At 37.2% G+C, this 16325-nt stretch carries 16 protein-coding genes; 8 read left to right on the plus strand and 8 right to left on the minus strand.

Going from position 1 to position 16325, the window contains the following annotated elements:
- Positions 1-33 precede the first annotated feature (33 nt).
- The 4 genes from GAB14E_RS08290 (at position 34) to GAB14E_RS08275 (ending at position 5596) form a co-directional block, all read left to right on the plus strand.
- Positions 34-1638: an acyl-CoA ligase (AMP-forming), exosortase A system-associated gene (locus GAB14E_RS08290; RefSeq protein WP_033083028.1), complete on the plus strand. Its 1605-nt coding sequence runs from the start codon at positions 34-36 to the stop codon at positions 1636-1638.
- A 31-nt stretch (positions 1639-1669) separates the two neighbouring features.
- Positions 1670-2920, plus strand: a complete 1251-nt coding sequence (locus GAB14E_RS08285; protein WP_033083029.1) for a pyridoxal-dependent decarboxylase, exosortase A system-associated — start codon at positions 1670-1672, stop codon at positions 2918-2920.
- Positions 2921-3009: 89 nt separating this feature from the next.
- Positions 3010-3852: a PEP-CTERM/exosortase system-associated acyltransferase gene (locus GAB14E_RS08280; protein WP_033083030.1), complete on the plus strand. Its 843-nt coding sequence runs from the start codon at positions 3010-3012 to the stop codon at positions 3850-3852.
- Positions 3853-3922: 70 nt separating this feature from the next.
- Positions 3923-5596, plus strand: coding sequence for an FAD-binding protein (locus GAB14E_RS08275; protein ID WP_033083031.1), 1674 nt, complete (start codon positions 3923-3925; stop codon positions 5594-5596).
- A gap of 121 nt (positions 5597-5717) precedes the next feature.
- Here GAB14E_RS08275 and GAB14E_RS08270 read toward each other — a convergent pair whose 3' ends face one another.
- The 3 genes from GAB14E_RS08270 to arfB all read right to left on the minus strand — a co-directional run bounded on the left by GAB14E_RS08270 (position 5718) and on the right by arfB (position 8079).
- On the minus strand, positions 5718-6569 hold the full coding sequence (locus tag GAB14E_RS08270; protein ID WP_033083032.1) for an HDOD domain-containing protein: 852 nt from the start codon (positions 6567-6569) through the stop codon (positions 5718-5720).
- 114 nt (positions 6570-6683) lie between these two features.
- On the minus strand, positions 6684-7535 hold the full coding sequence (locus tag GAB14E_RS08265) for a DUF2797 domain-containing protein (protein WP_033083033.1): 852 nt from the start codon (positions 7533-7535) through the stop codon (positions 6684-6686).
- Between the two features lie 130 nt (positions 7536-7665).
- Positions 7666-8079 carry an alternative ribosome rescue aminoacyl-tRNA hydrolase ArfB gene (gene arfB / locus GAB14E_RS08260; protein ID WP_033083034.1) on the minus strand — a complete coding sequence of 138 codons (414 nt, stop codon included), beginning with the start codon at positions 8077-8079 and terminating at the stop codon, positions 7666-7668.
- A gap of 67 nt (positions 8080-8146) precedes the next feature.
- On the opposite strand from arfB, the gene GAB14E_RS08255 reads away from it, so the two are divergent.
- Both GAB14E_RS08255 and GAB14E_RS08250 read left to right on the plus strand, forming a co-directional pair.
- Positions 8147-8425: a GIY-YIG nuclease family protein gene (locus GAB14E_RS08255; protein WP_033083035.1), complete on the plus strand. Its 279-nt coding sequence runs from the start codon at positions 8147-8149 to the stop codon at positions 8423-8425.
- Positions 8426-8529: 104 nt separating this feature from the next.
- Positions 8530-9252: a DUF3581 family protein gene (locus GAB14E_RS08250; protein ID WP_081967843.1), complete on the plus strand. Its 723-nt coding sequence runs from the start codon at positions 8530-8532 to the stop codon at positions 9250-9252.
- Positions 9253-9260: 8 nt separating this feature from the next.
- On the opposite strand, the gene GAB14E_RS08245 is transcribed toward GAB14E_RS08250, so the two are convergent.
- Entirely contained in the window at positions 9261-9812 is a 552-nt protein-coding gene (locus GAB14E_RS08245; RefSeq protein WP_231562066.1) for a hypothetical protein, read from the minus strand.
- 139 nt (positions 9813-9951) lie between these two features.
- On the opposite strand from GAB14E_RS08245, the gene GAB14E_RS08240 reads away from it, so the two are divergent.
- Positions 9952-10887 carry a DNA ligase gene (locus GAB14E_RS08240; RefSeq protein WP_052093788.1) on the plus strand — a complete coding sequence of 312 codons (936 nt, stop codon included), beginning with the start codon at positions 9952-9954 and terminating at the stop codon, positions 10885-10887.
- Here GAB14E_RS08240 and GAB14E_RS08235 read toward each other — a convergent pair.
- Together GAB14E_RS08235 and GAB14E_RS08230 are read right to left on the minus strand one after the other, a co-directional pair.
- Complete coding sequence (locus GAB14E_RS08235; protein WP_033083037.1) at positions 10868-11767, minus strand: class I SAM-dependent methyltransferase; 900 nt, start codon at positions 11765-11767, stop codon at positions 10868-10870. The genes GAB14E_RS08240 and GAB14E_RS08235 overlap by 20 nt on opposite strands.
- A gap of 133 nt (positions 11768-11900) precedes the next feature.
- On the minus strand, positions 11901-13325 hold the full coding sequence (locus tag GAB14E_RS08230; protein WP_033083038.1) for a sodium-dependent transporter: 1425 nt from the start codon (positions 13323-13325) through the stop codon (positions 11901-11903).
- 250 nt (positions 13326-13575) lie between these two features.
- On the opposite strand from GAB14E_RS08230, the gene GAB14E_RS08225 reads away from it, so the two are divergent.
- The gene (locus tag GAB14E_RS08225) at positions 13576-14481 is read left to right on the plus strand and encodes a hypothetical protein (RefSeq protein ID WP_033083039.1); all 906 of its coding nucleotides are present in this window, start codon (positions 13576-13578) and stop codon (positions 14479-14481) included.
- A gap of 216 nt (positions 14482-14697) precedes the next feature.
- On the opposite strand, the gene GAB14E_RS08220 is transcribed toward GAB14E_RS08225, so the two are convergent.
- Complete coding sequence (locus tag GAB14E_RS08220) at positions 14698-15540, minus strand: HDOD domain-containing protein (RefSeq protein ID WP_033083040.1); 843 nt, start codon at positions 15538-15540, stop codon at positions 14698-14700.
- A 195-nt stretch (positions 15541-15735) separates the two neighbouring features.
- Entirely contained in the window at positions 15736-16212 is a 477-nt protein-coding gene (locus GAB14E_RS08215) for an Lrp/AsnC family transcriptional regulator (RefSeq protein WP_033083041.1), read from the minus strand.
- Positions 16213-16325 lie beyond the last annotated feature (113 nt).

The following is a 16325-nucleotide window of genomic DNA, read 5'->3' on the forward strand; positions in this document are numbered from 1 at the left end:
AAAATGCTATAAATTAAATTTTCAGGATGACAGATGACCACCTTTGTTCATGAGCTTATTAGCCATAGCGCACAACGCTCTCCCGATGCCACTGCGCTACAAATAAAGAATAGCCAGTTTAGTTATGCCCAGCTTAATGAAAAAGTAAACCAGCTAGCGCTAACTTATTCGTCATTAGCAATCATGCAAGGTGATCGAATAGGCATTTACTTAGCGAAGAACTTAGAGAATGTGCAGAGCATGTTCGCCTGCTCAGTAATAGGCGCCGTTTTTGTCCCCATCAATCCCGTGTTAAAAGCCCCACAAGTTCAATATATAGTCAATAATTGTCAAGTCAAACTGTTGATCACCAATCGCGCTAGACTCACAGCAATGGTTCCTTCGTTAGGTCTTTGTACCGAGCTAAAAACGATTATTGTCGTTGATGCAAGTGAGCAAGAATTACAGAGTATTGTCTATCCACCCTCAATTAACATACTGAGTTGGCAGTCTTTTAACTATCAAAAAAAATCAGTCAACGCTTTACCAAAAGCAAGAAGCTCAGATGACCTTGCTGCCATATTATATACTTCAGGTAGTACTGGTCTGCCCAAAGGTATAATGCTAAGTCATAAAAATATTGTTCTTGGCGCGAAATCTGTTGGCCAATATTTGCAACTGACCGCTGATGATAATATTCTCGCGGTATTACCGCTAAGTTTTGACTATGGCCTAAATCAATTAACCAGTTGTTTATTAGTAGGAGCAAGGTGTGTATTGCTCGATTATTTATTAGCGAACGATGTTGTTAAAGCCATCAGTCAATATGGAATTACTGGCTTAGCTGCTGTGCCCCCCTTATGGACTCAGCTTAGTAAAGCTGCCTGGCCTGATAACTGTGCAAGTTCAATTCGATATTTCACTAACTCTGGGGGTGTGCTACCGCTGTCAACTTTAGCGTCACTAAGACAAAATATGCCACAAGCAAAACCTTATCTCATGTACGGTTTAACTGAAGCTTTCCGTTCTAGTTTTTTATCCCCTGAGGAAATAGACAATAGACCCAATTCCATTGGCAAGGCTATCCCTCATGCCGAAATTCTAATTTTACGAGAAGATGGTAGCAGTTGTGACGATAATGAGGTCGGCGAATTAGTTCATATAGGTCCGTTAGTGACATTAGGTTACTGGCAGAACCTGTCAGCAACAACAGAGCGCTTTAAAAACACACCTAGGCAAGCGTTCAACGTCAACAACACGGAATTGGCGGTATTTTCGGGAGATTTTGTTAAGCGTGATGCTGATGGCTTCCTCTATTTTGTCTCCAGAAAAGATACCATGATTAAAACGTCTGGCTACCGGGTTAGTCCAACTGAAATAGAGTCTGTTTTATTAGGGCTACCACAAGTCAGTGAAGCCGTTGTTATACCCAGGCCTTCTGTTGAGCTAGGTCAATTAATTATCGCTCTCATTGTCAGCACAAGCAATGAACAAGCGTTAACTAAGAAAAGTATACTCAAACAATGCCAACTCAACTTACCTAATTATATGGTACCAAAAGAGATTATATTCTTAAGTGAATTACCTCGTAATGCCAATGGTAAAGTTGATTCTAAGCGCTTAGAAATGCAATATAGCCAAACAATAAATATTAACTAACCTAAAATAACTGATAACAACTGGTAGCAATATGACTCAATCAGCACCTATTTTACAAACCTCACTCAAAAACTTCTCTCCACAAGCCAATGAACTCAGTGTTGGCGACATCTCCATTAGCAAAATTGACAAGCTCACCGGTAGTACACCTTTTTATGCCTATGATCGTCAGCTCATAATCAATAGAGTGACACAATTACTGACTAGCTTACCAAAACAAATATCAGTTCATTATGCAATCAAAGCAAATCCTTACCCCAGCTTAGTTCAATTGATGGCAGAACATGTTTCAGGCTTTGATGTTGCTTCAAAAAAAGAGATGCTGCTGGCTATTCAAACTGGAATACCCGTTAATAACATTAGTTTCGCTGGTCCAGGAAAAAGTGTTGACGATATTGAAGGGGCTATCATTGCCGGAGTAACTTTACATGTCGAGTCGGTTGGTGAAATAGCTAAAGTAGAAGTTGCTGCAAGAGCATTAAACCTTAAAGCTAATATAGCCATTAGAGTAAACCCTAAATTCGAACTTAAATCCTCTGGCATGAAAATGTCTGGCGGAGCAAAACCTTTTGGTATTGATGAAGAAGAAGTCCCTCGAGTACTCAAAAACTTGCCTCTAGAATACATAAAATTACGCGGTTTTCATATTTTTGCCGGCTCACAAAACCTCAATGCAAAGGCAATAATTTCAGCCCAACAACAAACATTCGCCTTAGCACAACAGTTAGTAGCGTTATCAACTCAGGTGACTGGCGTTAAAATAGATTACCTTAATATCGGTGGCGGCTTTGGCGTGCCTTACTTTGCTAACGAACAACCACTGGACGTTGCTTTAATAGCCGACAATTTACAAACACTGATACAGCAATATGCAAGTTTAGTTGATGGTTTAGAGCTAATCCTAGAGTTAGGCCGTTATTTGGTTGCTGAAGCGGGTATTTATGTTTGTAAAGTGGTTGATAAAAAACTTTCTCGTGGCACCACCTATTTAGTCTGTGATGGCGGCTTACATCACCACCTTGCAAATTCAGGTAATTTTGGCCAAGTAATTAGAAAAAATTATCCGCTTGCCATAGGTAATAAACTCAATAATAAGGAACTAGAGCAAGTTAATATAGTCGGCCCTTTATGTACGCCACTCGATATTTTAGCCGATAAAATTCAGCTACCTAAGGCAAATCTAGGCGACTATGTTGTAGTTTTTCAATCTGGCGCTTATGGCGCTTCAGCCAGCCCTAAGGACTTTCTTAGTCAGCCAAACCTAAGAGAAATACTACTGTAGAGGTCATCTAAACAATAATTATAGCTAAACTGGGTTAACGGCTATACTGGTATTAACCTAGTTATTTACAATTTCATCGTGGAATAATAATGAACTGGAATAAACGATTATTAAGCACACCGGTGATTGCTACTATCACTAAAAAAATTGTCTCTGCTAAGGCCAGTAGAGAAGCGCATAGTATTTCAGATCATTTCACCCAATTTTTACAACCTTATATAGCCTCAGATCAACATTTAAAAGAAGAAGCATTTAAAATTCGTCATAATGTTTACTGTGAGGAGCTGGCTTTTGAAGATGTTAGAAAAGATGGTCAAGAAACAGATGAATTTGATCCTCAATCACTCTTTTCTTTAATTAAGCACAAACCTTCAGAAACATTTACCAGCTGTGTAAGATTGGTTACTTCAAGTGGCCCTGATGAATTACTACCGATAGAAAAATACTGTATGGACTCAATCACCAATGAAGAGCTTAGTCCTGAGCGCTTTAATCGCGCTGAAATAGCAGAAATATCACGCTTAGCTGTTAAGTCAGACTTTCGTCGTCGTAAAGCAGATACGTTTAAAGGCTCTGGCACAGGTGTAATTAGTGAAATTAGCTATTCGGAAACAGAATTACGTTGCTTCCCTTTTATTGCTATTGGTTTATACATGGCTGCAGCAACCATGGGCATGAATACAGGAATTCGCCATGTTTATGTCATGATGGAACCTCGACTTGCCCGCAGCATGAAATTCATTGGCATTACCTTTCAGCAACTTGGTCCACCAATTGATTATCACGGTTTGCGGGCACCTTATTATATTAACCCTGAAATCTTTATGAAAAACCTTTCACCTGGATTTAAAAGCCTTTATAGAACCATTGAAAAAGACATTTGTTTGCAACTGAATCAACTAGATTTAGCTAAAGGTAATAAAGCAACTTAATGTAGTTACCCTTAACCAAAGAGTAAACAACTTCACCCACCAAACAGCGGTTAACCGCTAAGTGCTCATCATGTCACCACAACTTGCCTCTCTCATTGAAAATGTTCTCACAACTGATTCGAGTTTGTCATTTGAACCTCAGCTACTGGCCAGATCTATGCTTGGCACCGAAGGATTAGAATGCTTTTCAACAAAACAACGACAACTAATGGCCGTTATTACTATAACTCAAGCCAATGAAATCAAAGCACTCATTGATTTAGCTAATCAATGTGCTACCGATGAAACTCTCGCTTTTTCACTTTATCCAGTTAGTACCGGACAAAACTGGGGTTATGGTACTAGCCAACCAACAGGCTTAAGTAAAAATATTATTCTATTAGATCTAGGTCAGTTAACCCAGATAAGTCACTTTGACAACGAGTTAGGACTGGTAACCATAGAGCCTGGAGTTACCCAGCAGCAATTAAGTATTTTTTTACAACAACATAATTATGATTATATGGTACCAGTTACTGGCGCAGGGCCTGAATGCTCAATATTGGCTAATGCGTTAGAGCGTGGTTACGGTATAACGCCTTATACAGACCATTTTAGTGCCGTTACTAGTATTCAAGGGTATTGGGGTAATGGTACTCCTTATCAATCAGCTATCAGTGAGTTAGATAGCAGTGAAGGTAAGTTTGTCGATAAGACATTTAAATGGGGGCTGGGTCCTTATTTAGAAGGGCTATTTACTCAATCAAACTTTGGTATTGTTAGTCAAATGACCATACGTTTAGCTAAGATAAAGCCTGGTTTCACTTCCTTTTTTATCCAAATGCAGGATGATGACTTGCTTGAGCGAGCAATCCCACTAATTAGAAAGGTTTTACAAGATTATGAAGGCATAGTCGGTTCAATTAACTTAATGGATCAGCGCCGCTTATTATCAATGTTTGCCAAGAACCCCAACGGTAATGACTCTCATCAAGTCATGGCGAATAAAGATATTAATAAGTTAGCAAAAGAGTTACGTACCCCCAGTTGGACTATTGTTGGCAGTATTTACGGCAGTATAGGTGTTGTTAAAGCGGTAAAGAAAGAAATAAACCAAATATTCAAACAACTGCCCTGTAAGCGGATTTATTCAAATAGCTCTACCATTATTATTGCGAATAAGGTTATTAATAGCCTACCCACTTGGTTTATCAGTAAAACCCCTATTTTGTCTAAGGTATCAGAGCAACTCGACTCATTTAATAAAGGTAAAGAAATTATGTTGGGCAAACCGAATAAAGTCGCTTTGAAACTTGCTTACTGGCGTCATAAAGGCAGTGATAATTTTGATAAAAATGACTTATCTCCCGGTCAAGATGGCTGCGGTTTACTTTGGTATGCGCCCTTAATTACTATGAAAGCTGGAAAAGTACGGGAATTTGTCGAGTTTATTAGGAATACCTGTCCCAAATTTAATATTGAGCCATTTATCACTTTCACCAATCTAAAGCATGACTGTATTGATAGTACTATCCCTATTGTCTTTGATCTAAGTAATCCTAGAGCCGTTGAAGATGCCCATAATTGTTTAAAATCTTTAGTTGAAGAGGGACTAAAAAAAGGCTTTGTACCTTATAGACTTAATATTGATCAACAACAATATTTACTCAATAAAGACAGTCACTTTTGGCAAACTGTCAATAAAATCAAAAGTAGCTTAGATCCGCATAATATTCTAAGCCAAGCAAGGTACAACCCTCGATAATGACTCATTTATCATGATGTAAACATATTTACCGTTTATATAAAAGCCCGATAAAATTGCATTTATCGGGCTTTTATAGATATGGGTAAAATGATTTGTCTATCGTTTACATAAGCTAAAATTAGTAAAGCATTGAGGCTCTTGGGTTTAGTATAGCTAACAAACTTAAGCGCTCTAGGTCACAGTAATCAACAGCATTTTCTAACATATTTTTATCAAGACAAAGCAACTCCAATTGCTCTTTAGTTACCAAAGAGCTGTAATCAAGACTTTGCCCTTTAAATACCTGATTTTTACTCATCACTCGTTTAGCAATATATAGTAACTGTGTTTCTACGTTATATTGACTTAAGTCGTCAATATCTTGGTCTCGAATAGCTGCAAATATGTTATAAGGTAATTGCCATTCCTTGAGTAAGCCAGCTGAGCATTCACCAAAGGTAAAGCCTAAAATGTCTTGCTGCTTATGCCAAGGCAATAGATTGATATCGTTACTTTCACAAGCCGTATGTTTTTCTAATGTGAGTTGATGAACCACCAACTCTCCTAAATTATGTAACAAACCTAAAATAAATAAGCGCTCTGCATGGACAATACCTAAACTTGTTCCTAAGAACTTCATCAGCAAAGCACAATCAATGCTTTTGATCCAAAAATCATCAAGATAAGCTTGGTTAGCATTTATTTTTTTGAAAGCTTCAGTGGTAAAATAAGCAATAACAAGGTTATACACTTCTGTGATGCCTAATACTAATACCGCTTTTGAAATAGTATCAATCTTACCTGGATAGTTAAAAAACGGACTGTTAGCCAGTTTTAGAACCGTACCTGCAAGAGCAGGGTCAAGCAGAATGACTTCTGATATATCGTCGATAGTCGATGCTTCATCATCGATTAACTCTCTGATTCTGATAAAAGAGTCTGATAATACAAAAATTTCACTGGCTTGTTCTACATAATCATCTGCGGTCATCTTAATACCTTAAATACAGCAGTCTAAGTTTCGACATCTTAAGTTTCTTAGCAACTTTAATCGCTCTATAACCAATTATAGCTAAGTAAAACACTTATTCTCAAGTTCAAGCTACTAATAGTCAATACTTATTTGATATGAGCTAAACTTCCTCATATTTATAACGCCTTTATCAAAAATTAAATACTGGCCCTTTATACCCAAAAGTAGTCCCGAGACCGTCTCTGTTTTATCAAAATTAAAAGAACTAATTTTGCTTAAGTACTCATTTACCGGATAATGAATCTCTTGTACTTCTTCATTTAGTTCTATTACCGCATCGCTACCAAATTTAAGCCTAAGTTGCGATAAACGTAAACTAATCTCAGGGATTAACTCTTCTGCTTTTGCTTTTAAATCTAGGGGCTCAGGCTCACCTTTTAGCATAGCGCGCCAATTGGTTTTATCACTAATAAATTCAGCTAACGCTGTTTCTACTAAACCAGATTGTAAGCGAGTACTTACCTTAAATATTGGCAAGGCTTGACAAGCCCCTTGGTCAATCCAGCGAGTAGGCAACTGGGTATGCCTAGTAATACCAACTTTCAAACCTGAACTATTTGCCAAGTAAACATAGTGGTCGACAAAGCAGTTCTTTTCACCCCATTCAGGCTCACGACAAGTTCCTAAATGAAAGTGACAAGTTTCAGGCTTCATAATACACATGTCACATTGGGCAAGTTTACTCATACATGGGTAACAATAGCCCTGTGAATAACTTTTTTTGGTGCGTTTTCCACAATGTTTACAGGCAATAATACCGGAAAAATGTAGACTTATATGCTTTCCTATTAAGGGGTTTAACTCAATACTTTGTTTAGTTCCGTCTCTATTAAGACTAGCTAAAGGTAGTTGATATTGGACTAGATTATTACTATCAAGTTGTGCGGTAAGCTTCTCTACGGCACCGACTTCACTAATTGGCATGTTTGCTCTCTATTTATTTATTTATAATGTACTAGGTATTTAGTTTGCTGTTTTGTTAAAGGACTTTAACTTGTTTAGAATTTAAATATTTATCTGCAATTACAAGATGGAAATAAAGGTGATAATTGCGCTAAAACTGCACTTTTTTTCGGGTTTGTTTAACACCTTTACGATTTGCCTTGCCCGTTAAGCGTCTTTGCACAGAGCCTTTGGTCGGTTTTGTCGCACGACGACTTTTTTGTACTACCATTACCGATTGAATAAAGGCTTTCAGTCGAGCTAACGCATCTTCTTTATTCATTTCTTGGGTACGAAAACTCTGTGCCTTAATAACAACAACACCGTCTTTGGTGACACGACTATCTTTACAAGCAAGTAAGCGCTCCTTATATACTGAAGGTAATGAAGAACGCTTAATATCAAAACGTAAGTGAATAGCAGTCGCTACTTTATTGACCCGTTGACCCCCATTACCCATAGACCGTATTGCACTTAACTCTATTTCCCAATCAGCTAAGCTGACATTATTTGATATCTCAAGCACTTTTATTTACCATTATTGACTTAACTTTCTTCGATACTAATTATTGTGTTATATGAAAAAAAAGAGCATGACAGAACATAACAAGACAGCTACTTGGTGGGTTTATTTACTACGCTGTAATGATAATAGCTTATATGCAGGTGTTACCACAGATATTCATCGACGAGTTGACGAACATAATAACAGTAAACTTGGCGCAAAATATACCCGAGCGAGACGACCAGTAAACTTGGCTTACCTTGAGCAGGCTGACAATAAAAGTTCAGCTTGTAAAAAAGAGTATAAAATACGCCACCTCAGCAAAAATAAGAAAGAACTGCTGGTCAGTAAATATAAGCCAAAGTAGCTGGTCTGCTCAGTTAGATATATACAACTTTTTTCGATTTAACACTAAAGTACTGTTAGAATGCTGCGATCGAATACGTTTTAATCAAAAATTAAGTTGTACTGATGTCTATTAAAGAAATGTTTATTGAGAATTACTGCGCTATTAGCGCTGATAAAATCAGCTTTACCCGCCAACAAGGTAGCGACTTTGCTAAGCAAGTTGCAGATGATTTTAACCCGTTGCACAATATTGATGCGAAACGCTTCTGTGTACCTGGTGATTTACTTTTTTCAATCATTATTGCTAAATCAGGGCTTCATAAAAAAATGACCTTCGATTTTTCAGGCATGGTTAACGACAATGTAAGTCTCACTTTCCCTCAGAAAATTGATAAGCAATACGATATTAAAGATGATAAAGATAAAACCTGCTTAAGCGTTAGTGCAAGCGGCGAATCAACACATAATCCTGAACTCATCAATGCGCTAACTAAAGCCTATGTAGATTTTTCTGGACATACTTTTCCTGATATTTTAGTTAAATTAATGTCTGAAAACAATGTCATGATCAACCCTTCGCGCCCTATGGTAATGTACCAATCAATGTCTATCGACTTACATACCTTAGATGCTAAATCAGTCACACTGAAACTTTCACAAACGAGTCTGACTATTGAAGGCAAGCGTGGCGATGCTTGGCTTGAGTTTGATTTATTATCAAACGGTGAAGTAATTGGTCATGGTAAGAAACATATGCTCTTAAGTGGCCTTCGCCCATATGAGCAAGAAGTTATCGATGCCATGGTTAATCAATACCATGAAAGTAAAGCAAGCTACCAAGGCTAGGCTAAGCATCACCCGCTGTATCCTTGTTGAAATAAAGCTTGTTGCTGTAATTTTTCTTCACTGCAATAAGCAAAAACTTTAATATTTTTGGGCCGTTGGCACTTGATTGGTTGCTGATAAAACTGCAGCCAAGCCTGTCTCTTTTCGCCTTGAAATTTAGACTTAATAACAATCGCACTACCTTGATTAAATGTTGTTATTTTCTGTTGTGGTTTCAGAACATATTTACTGTTCTTTGAGAGCTTAGTGGTGCTTTTGCTCAGATTTTTTTTAGTTGATTTTTTCTTTGCTTTTTTCTTTTTTTTGCCGTACTTAGCCTTAAAAGACGCCAAAGAACTGCGCTCACATTGCCACCACTTATTCCTCGCTTTATCTTCTTTTACACGTAAAGATTGCCCTTTTTTTAAGGAATAACCTTTACGTTGCATAGTCTGAACCTTATGCAATTTTTCGAGAAAAGGTTTACACCTTTTTTTAGCTAAAGTGACGGTACTTAATGTTAAAAGAAACATCGCGATAGCGGCATAAATCAGAATAGAAAAAGACAAATATTTCATCATAGCAATCCTTGCTAGCCGAGTTAATCCTGTTAACTTCACCAAAAATCTCAACAAAATACCTTTATCATTAAGGTATTCATTTCTCAAATATAGACTAGACTTTATTTTTTACCAAGATCACCTTACAAGGATGTTAGTGATGAGAGAGTATCTTTTACCTACTTTATTTATGCTGAGTTTACTATGCACAGACCCCCAAGCCGCACAACAATACCGGCAAGACAATCAACAAAGTAGTAAACCAACTAAACCTAAACTGCAACACGGCATTAGCTATCGTAAAGTCACAGATATCAGCCAGTATTTTGTTTCTGAAAAACTCGATGGTATCCGTGGATATTGGAATGGAAAAAACTTAATCACTCGCCAAGGTAATTTAATTAATAGCCCTAAATGGTTTACTTTGTACTGGCCTAGCGCCCCTATGGATGGTGAATTGTGGCTAGCACGAGGTCAATTCCAACCCTTAATGTCATGTATTAGCAAACACCAAGCAGATGAAAATCAAATGACTAGCTGCTGGAGAAACATCCGCTTTATGATGTTTGACTTGCCTACATACCAAGGAGATTTTACCAGCAGAGTAAAAAAAATGCGCTCCTTGTTAACGCAAGTACCATCGCCCTATTTAGCCATGATCAGCCAAATTCAATTTAAAAGCATGGATACTGTTGAGAAAAAATTGAATGATGTTATCACGACCAAGGGAGAAGGACTTATGTTACACCTTGCCAGTGCACACTATAAAACTGGCCGAAATTCAGCCTTAATGAAATTTAAAAAACATCAATATGCAGAGGCTATTGTTATTGCTCATACCAAGGGCAAAGGTAAGTATCAAGGTAAACTTGGTGCCATTGAAGTAGAAACTGAAAATGGGGTGACTTTTAAGATAGGCTCAGGCTTTACTGATTTACAACGTAGCAATCCGCCAAAAATTGGCTCAACCATTACCTTTAAATACAATGGGCTAACCCAAGCAGGTATCCCTAGGTTTGCCCGTTTTTGGCGTATAAAAGTAATTGAACCAGAAGATGCTCAAACGAGCCATGTAGTTAGTTTGGCTGATATGTAAAGATCAAAACTTTAAGGCCTTTACCTGAATGTGCTTCTTTAAACACTTCAGGGTTTTCAAGACGTCGCTCAAATTTACAATCAGGACACTCTCGCGCGACTTCCGCTTTTAAAAAGTGTTCATCTAAGTCAGGAGAGTTTAAACATAACATCAATGTAGCGCCAGCATTCATCCACTGTGGAATACGGCGAATTATTTTAGCGTAATCACGCTCGATATTAACACTTCCTTTTTGGAATGACGGCGGATCGCAAACTAAGATATCGTACGGGCCATATTTTTTAATACGACTATTTGATTTAAAAATATCAACCCCTTCAAAAACAATTTTTTTACCTTGTTTTTTCGCCAGCTGATTAAGTTGGTGGTTCTCCCTTCCCTTACTTAACGATGATTTACTTAAATCAATATTCACAGCCTTGCTAGCACCACCCGCTATGGCGGCTAGAGAAAAAGCGCAGGTATAGGCAAATAAATTCAATACATTCTTATCTGTGGAACGTTCTTTTAACCAAGCCCTGCCATTACTCATATCTAAAAATAAACCACTATTTTGCGCCTTGCCAAATTCAATATGGTAATTTAGTCCCTGCTCACTGACTATAGTATTACTTATCGGCTCTCCTAATAATAACTCAGTCGGTGAAAACTTTTCGTATCTATGCTGTACTTGCACAGAGCGGCAGTTTTGAATCAAAGCTTTTAATGCACTCGCTTGTTCCGCTAGCCACTTACTATCCACAGCTTGATATAAGGTGATGAGAATAACCGGCGACAACCAGTCAACATTTACGTGGCTTAAATTAGGATAAACGTGCCCACGCCCGTGAAATAGTCGTTGGGCATCGGTGAAATCTGTACTGGTAATATGTTCAATCATGGCGAGGTAATTTGCGGGTTAATAAAAAACGCCCAATAATATCATTGATATCATTTCGCATAAAGAAATGGCGGCAATGTTACTACTGAGCGTTTAAATAAGTTAGCGCTTTTAAATTTTCTAAAACGCTTAACTAAAAACCAAACAGGCTTACTGCAAAAAACTTAGTTGCCACAGTATTAATAAAAATAAGTAAAACAATGGCAGGAATAAAAGTACCAAGTGAGAAGTTAATATATTTTTCCACCCAAGATCCCTTATAGTTTTCATTGCCAATACTAAGCTCTTCTGACAATTGTTTCTTCTTCCAACGATAACTAACAAACACACACACTAAAAAGCCATTAAGCGGTAAAATAGTATCGTAGAAAACATCATAAACAATATCAAAAAATGACTTTGTGCCGCCAGCATATGAGGTAAACTCAGTAAAAAATGACACCATACCAAAAGACGCCATAGCAAATAAAGTTAAGATACCAGCCGTAACGGTTAAATAACCTAACGCTTTTTTACGGCTTTGTTTTTTCTCGGTAACTAAATATGAGACTGGCACTTCTATAATAGAAACCAATGATGTAATTGCGGCAAAGAATACCAATAAGAAAAAGAAAGCGGCTACGGCACTAGCACCAACATAACCTAATGAGGTTTGCAGCGCTAAAAATATTTTAGGCAAAAAAGTAAAAATTAATGATACTGAGCTGTCACTTAGCTCAGCAGGGTTAATTTCAGGATTAAATGAAAATACCGCCGGCAAAATCATCAAACCCGCAATAAACGCTACACTAGTATCAGTTATCGCAACTAATTTTGCTGAATTGGGAATATTAGTTTGCTTGTCAATATACGAACCATAGGTTAATAAAATCCCCATACCTAAAGACAATGAAAAAAATGCTTGTGATAAAGCACCATTTACAACGCTTGGCGTTATTTTTGTAATATCGGGCACTAAGAAAAAAGTCACTCCGGCCATAGCATTATCGAGAGTTAATACAAAAGCAACCATGATAATAAGCATAACCAACAGAGCCGGCATCAATATTTTAGCAGCTTTTTCAATACCGTCTTTTACCCCTGCCGCCAAAATAAAACTAACAATACCTGCGACAACCACTAGTGCAAGGTACAAATATGGGCTGTTAATAAACTCGCCAAAGCCAGCACCACTGGCTAGGTAATCTAAATTGCCGGTTACTGTTAACGTTATATAACCAAATATCCACACTGTGATAACCATATAAAATACAGCAATCATAAAAGGAGTTAACACACCTAGAAAGCCCGCAGCACCCCAAATTTTATTGCCTTGGCTTAGTTTTTTAAATGCACCTACCGGCTCTTTAGCGGTATTACGGCCAACGGCCATTTCAGCGATCATTACAGGTAAACAAATTAAAAAAACAAACAGTGCATACATTAACAAAAAGGCACCACCACCATTCTTAGCGGCATTAACCGGAAAGCCAACTAAATTACCAATGCCTACAGCTGAGCCTGCAGCGGCTAATATAAAGCCAATTCGTGAGCTAAAGTGCTCTCTTGAAGCCGACATATTTATCCTTTTTTATAATTATTATGGAGAGTTCTGATATAATTTAACTAATGATGCTAACAAGCTTTTCTTACTTTGTCTTGTTTTTAACCAAGCTTTGCTTTTACCAAAAAGGTAGTAAAGTGGTACTGTGTATACTCTTGATTACGGACGCAAGTAAAACAGCTCATTTTTTGATTTTTATACAGTTAAAGTATGCTCTTTTAGAAAATAGCCCATACGTTAACTGCAGTTATAGGTCAGTTTCTTGATGAAAAAACCGATAATTTTTATCACTTTTATATATCTTTGTGGCTATTGCGCTAATAGCGATGCACAAAATAAAATCCACTGGTTCAGTAATAATGAAAAAGATGCTGTTGAATTAATCAAACCCATGTCTGTTGCTATATCAACAGTAACGGACACCACACGTTTATTAATGGCAGCCTTACCCCAATACCAATTCAACATTGAATTTGCTCACAGCCCAAGCATAGGGCGTTTATTAAAAAAGCTGCCCAACAGCTGCGCGCCCAATAGAGTGAAAACCCCTGAACGCTTAAAAGAGAATACCTATAGTTTACCGCTTAATATTGCCCTGAATTTACGTTTGTATTATCGAGCAGACACAACACTTAAAGCATTAATATCAGGTGCTATTAATAATGAGCAGCAGTTAATATCAATCGCCTCATTATTTACCGGTAAATCAACTTCCACCTTAGGCATTGATGATGGTCGTTCATTGGGTATTTTCTTAGATGCGCAAATCTCGTCATTAGAAAAACACAATCTAATAATAAGAAGTGGCGGTGAGTCCACCACGTCACTCGTTAAAATGCTGTCAAAAAATCGCATCGACTACATCATTGATTATCCCATTAGCGTTAATCAAGCATTAAATATAATACCAACAGACGTAGCGTTAAAGTCATTAGAAATCGCAGGTTCTCCCGATTATATCGTCGGTTATGTTGCTTGTAGTAAAGACAGCATAGGACAAGAGATCATTAAAGATATTAATAATGCATTACAAAAGTTATATCGAAGCTATGATTTTTATCAGGCCCATACACGATATCTAGATAAAGCTGATTTAGCTGATTTTAATCAAGCATATCAAACAATATTTAAAGTTGATATTCCATTAAAAACGGTTGATTCAACTTTGTGATTTTAGAAAGAAAATATCATTAGCGCCCATTATGTTAGCACTAATGAAAGCTGAGTTATTTAACCTGGCCTCTGGATAACAATCAACTTATACCTAAGAAAAACAATACGTTAATATCACTTAACAATGGAACACACCGGATTAAATAGCGATATATGTTATCAATCTTTCAATTATTCGACTATCAAGGCAAAACGTTTATGAATAACGGGGGATTTATTTAGAAAATAGTTTAGGGTTCATAATCGACAATATAGATGTCGCCTCTGTACTAGCAAAATCAGCGGCTTGCACTAGATCATCAGATGATAAACCCAATGGCCGGCATAAAGATTCATCAATAACATCTTCATATGAGAACTCTTCGCTGTCGCTATCAATAAGTGCCAACCGTGAAGCTAAATTTAGAATTTTAATATCCTTGTTAATTTCAATAGAAGATGCCGCGTTAAAATGTCGAATCGGTAAAATTATTTTTTCTGGAATTTGCCAAATTTTCAATAAATCAGCTGAAATATCTGTGTAGGTATAACCTAAAGCCTGTTCTTGTAATTGCCAAGGCAGCTGGTTTTTATCGTACTGCTCACAACGCTGCGCAAGTTCAGGGTTTATTTTCGCCACAAGCAATTCACCAAAGTTCTGTAATAAGCCAGCAATGAATAACCGTTCAATGTCTCGAATGCCTGCACTAATAGCCAGATTTTTAGAAGCTAAACCACAAAATACACTCATACGCCAAAAGCGCTTTAAGTCGATGGCTTGGTTTTCAAAATGTTTAAAAGCAGAAGCCGCAACATCAACCAACATCATGTTATAAATGGCCTGTGTGCCTATGATAGTAATCGCACGTGAGATGGTACTAATTTCGCCAGGAAAACTATAAATGGCACTGTTAGCTATTTGCAACAAACGCGAAGTCATTGATGGGTCAATACCAATCACATCAGCAAAATCTGAAATCTCAGAGTTTTCATTTGCCATTAACGCCTTAACTTTAAAACAGGCGTCTGGTAAGGCAAACGAGCCATTAGCTTGCAATGCATAATCATGTGCGTTCATAGTTATCCTTTTAATAAGCGCTTAAATGAAATTCACCTAAATATAAGTCCCTTAAATATATAGCAAAACTTAAGCCAGTTAACAATGTTGATTTCTTCAGCTGAGTCCCTCGATGGGTGACTAGTATTAATGACTAATTGAACAAGCAGAGTTAAATATAACATTCAACATTCAACAAATAACGCTTAAATGTCATTAATCTAACGGCACACCGCTGTCTTCCTTAATATTTTCAGTGACCATGTAAGTACTCGTCTGTGCAATTGCAGGCAGGGCACCAATTTTTTCTAATACCAAACGATAACTTTCCATATTAGCAAAACGTATTTTTAACAAATAATCATAACCACCAGCGATTAAGTTACACTCAACCACTTCCTTTATATTAACCACTTCCTTTTTAAACAACTTAAATGTATCCGACGTTGTTCTATTCAAGGTCACCTGTACAAAAGCAGTCATACCAAGATTTAGCTTACTGGCATTTAAAAAGGCACCATAGCGCTTTATATAACCGTCTTTTTCTAAGCGCCTTACTCTATCCAAGCAAGGGCTTGCACTTAAGTTAACCTTTTGTGCGAGATCAACATTTGATATTCTACCATCGCCTTGTAGAGTAGATAAAATAACGAGATCAATACGATCTAAGGGCTTTGTTTTGTTATTATTCATATCAGCACTACTTAATAGGGGGGTTCAGCAATATTGCCATAGTAACATTAGCAAAAGAAGTTAAAAAAACGCGAACTTTACTCAATAGTAAAAATTCGCGTTTTATTTTAAAT

It is taken from the genome of Colwellia psychrerythraea, assembly GCF_000764185.1.
GTDB lineage: Bacteria > Pseudomonadota > Gammaproteobacteria > Enterobacterales > Alteromonadaceae > Colwellia > Colwellia psychrerythraea_B.

Bases quoted from the DNA above. Each gene is read 5' to 3' on its own strand.
- GAB14E_RS08290 (WP_033083028.1), top strand. From the start codon at position 34: ATGACCACCTTTGTTCATGAGCTTATTAGCCATAGCGCACAACGCTCT.
- GAB14E_RS08285 (WP_033083029.1), top strand. From the start codon at position 1,670: ATGACTCAATCAGCACCTATTTTACAAACCTCACTCAAAAACTTCTCT.
- GAB14E_RS08280 (WP_033083030.1), top strand. From the start codon at position 3,010: ATGAACTGGAATAAACGATTATTAAGCACACCGGTGATTGCTACTATC.
- GAB14E_RS08275 (WP_033083031.1), top strand. From the start codon at position 3,923: ATGTCACCACAACTTGCCTCTCTCATTGAAAATGTTCTCACAACTGAT.
- GAB14E_RS08270 (WP_033083032.1), bottom strand. From the start codon at position 6,569: ATGACCGCAGATGATTATGTAGAACAAGCCAGTGAAATTTTTGTATTA.
- GAB14E_RS08265 (WP_033083033.1), bottom strand. From the start codon at position 7,535: ATGCCAATTAGTGAAGTCGGTGCCGTAGAGAAGCTTACCGCACAACTT.
- GAB14E_RS08255 (WP_033083035.1), top strand. From the start codon at position 8,147: ATGACAGAACATAACAAGACAGCTACTTGGTGGGTTTATTTACTACGC.
- GAB14E_RS08250 (WP_081967843.1), top strand. From the start codon at position 8,530: ATGTCTATTAAAGAAATGTTTATTGAGAATTACTGCGCTATTAGCGCT.
- GAB14E_RS08245 (WP_231562066.1), bottom strand. From the start codon at position 9,812: ATGATGAAATATTTGTCTTTTTCTATTCTGATTTATGCCGCTATCGCG.
- GAB14E_RS08240 (WP_052093788.1), top strand. From the start codon at position 9,952: ATGAGAGAGTATCTTTTACCTACTTTATTTATGCTGAGTTTACTATGC.
- GAB14E_RS08235 (WP_033083037.1), bottom strand. From the start codon at position 11,767: ATGATTGAACATATTACCAGTACAGATTTCACCGATGCCCAACGACTA.
- GAB14E_RS08230 (WP_033083038.1), bottom strand. From the start codon at position 13,325: ATGTCGGCTTCAAGAGAGCACTTTAGCTCACGAATTGGCTTTATATTA.
- GAB14E_RS08225 (WP_033083039.1), top strand. From the start codon at position 13,576: ATGAAAAAACCGATAATTTTTATCACTTTTATATATCTTTGTGGCTAT.
- GAB14E_RS08220 (WP_033083040.1), bottom strand. From the start codon at position 15,540: ATGAACGCACATGATTATGCATTGCAAGCTAATGGCTCGTTTGCCTTA.
- GAB14E_RS08215 (WP_033083041.1), bottom strand. From the start codon at position 16,212: ATGAATAATAACAAAACAAAGCCCTTAGATCGTATTGATCTCGTTATT.